The 2,073-nt window shown below is 73.9% G+C and carries 2 protein-coding genes; both read right to left on the reverse strand.

Annotation, left to right across the window (positions count from 1 at the left end):
• Window positions 1-901 (reverse strand): metallophosphoesterase family protein (locus AB0J52_RS37795; protein WP_500187789.1); only part of this gene is annotated, 901 nt, incomplete at its 3' end.
• A 155-nt stretch (window positions 902-1,056) separates the two neighbouring features.
• Window positions 1,057-2,073 (reverse strand): glutamate-5-semialdehyde dehydrogenase (locus AB0J52_RS37800; protein WP_500187791.1); only part of this gene is annotated, 1,017 nt, incomplete at its 5' end.

The following is a 2,073-nucleotide window of genomic DNA, read 5'->3' on the forward strand; positions in this document are numbered from 1 at the left end:
CGGGCGCGACGATCTTCGTGCCGCCGGTCGCCAGGGCCGCGAGCAGCGGGTTCGGCGGCAGGTTGCCCTGCATGAGCCCGTCGTGGTTGCCGAACGCGGCGAGCCACGGGGTGCGCAGGCCGGTCGCCTTGAACGGCGCGCGGGCCGCGTCCAGCAGGCCGGGGACGCGCGGGAAGCCGTGCTTGGCGATGGCCTGGTCGGTCGCGTACCCGGGCGGCGGACCGTCGGGGTGCCAGTAGGCGGCGCTGTAGCCGACGCCGTCCATCACGCCCTCGTAGCGGCGCCGGTCGCCGGAGTCGGGGGTGATCGGACGGCCGTCGAGCAGGTCGATGATCCAGCGCAGCTCGTTGTACTGCGTGTTGTCGGCGGCGTCGCCGGTGTTGATGGTGAACGCGAGGCCGAGGCCGGTCGCCGGGCCGCGGCCGACCCGGTTCATCGCGCGGACCATCGCCTCGGCGACGTGCGTGGTGAGGATCTCCTGCGGGCGGTAGGCGCCCTCGGTGGGGACGCCGCTCACCAGGTCCTTGATCCGGTCCAGGAACTCGACCCGGCCCGGGGACTGGGCGTCCACGATGTGCACGTCGGTGAGCTGGCCGAACGCCAGCAGGCCGCGGCGGGCGGCGGCCCGGCGGGCGCTCGCGGCGCCGCCGAGGTCGCGGCGGAGCACGTGCGGCTCCCCCGGACCGGCGACGATCCTCCGGTAGCCGCCCGTCCCGGGACGGCCGAGGACCAGGGTCCGGTCCAGGGTCGTCCCCGCGGCCGAGCCGCGGAGCGGGGGCGCGGCGAAGCCGGGACGGGCGGGGAAGGCGGCCAGGCCGGAGACCGCGAGACCCGCGGCCCCCGCTCCCAGCAGGACGCTGCGGCGGGACACGCCCGCCGGCCGGGACGAAGCACGATTCACGAGAGTGAATCAGACCACATGTGCACAGTTACATCAAGGGTCAAATTGTCACATCTCGCACGAAGCGGAACGCCGCGCCCCCGGACGGGGACGCGGCGTGCGGCAGCCACGGACACGGCGTGCGGCGCCCGGCGCGGCGCGCCGGATCCTCGCTGTCAGCCGCGGGTGTGGCCCTCACCTGTGACGACGTACTTGGTGGACGTCAGCTCCGGCAACCCCATCGGCCCGCGCGCGTGCAGCTTCTGGGTGGAGATGCCGATCTCCGCGCCGAACCCGAACTCCTCGCCGTCGGTGAACCGGGTCGAGGCGTTCACCATCACCGCGGCCGAGTCGACCAGCGCGACGAACCGGCGCGCGGCGGGCTGCGAGCCGGTGACGATCGCCTCGGTGTGGCCCGACCCGAACCTGCGGATGTGCGCGACGGCCTCCTCCAGCGACGGGACGACCCGGGCGGCGATGTCCAGCGACAGGTACTCGGCGTACCAGTCCTCCTCGGTGGCGGCGACGACGTCCGGGGAGTAGGCGCGGACGAGCGCGTCCCCGTGCACGGTCACACCCTTCTCATTCAGCGCGGCGAGCGCGCGCGGCAGGAACCGGTCCGCGACGTTCGCGTGGACGAGGACCGTCTCGGCCGCGTTGCACACCGACGGACGCTGCGTCTTGGCGTTCACCAGGATCGACAGCGCCATGTCCAGGTCGGCGGCCTCGTCCACGTAGACCGAGCAGTTGCCGACACCGGTCTCGATCACCGGGACGGTCGACTCCTGCACCACCGAGTTGATCAGCGACGCGCCGCCGCGCGGGATCAGCACGTCCACCAGGCCGCGCGCCCGCATCAGGTGCTTCACCGACGCGCGCGACGTGCCCGGCACCAGCTGGACGGCGTCCGCCGGCACCTCGGTGGCGCGCAGCGCGTCCTGCATGATCGCGACCAGCGCGGTGTTGGACTCGAACGCCGACGACGACCCGCGCAGCAGCGCCGCGTTGCCGCTCTTCAGGCACAGGGCCGCCGCGTCCACCGTGACGTTCGGACGGCCCTCGTAGATGATCCCGACGACGCCCAGCGGCACCCGGACCTGCTGCACCGACAGGCCGTTCGGCAGCACGTAGCCGCGTACGGTCTCGCCGACCGGGTCCGGCAGCGCGGCGACCTGGCGGACGGCCGCGGCGAC

It is taken from the genome of Spirillospora sp. NPDC049652 (assembly GCF_040675125.1).
GTDB lineage: Bacteria > Actinomycetota > Actinomycetes > Streptosporangiales > Streptosporangiaceae > Spirillospora.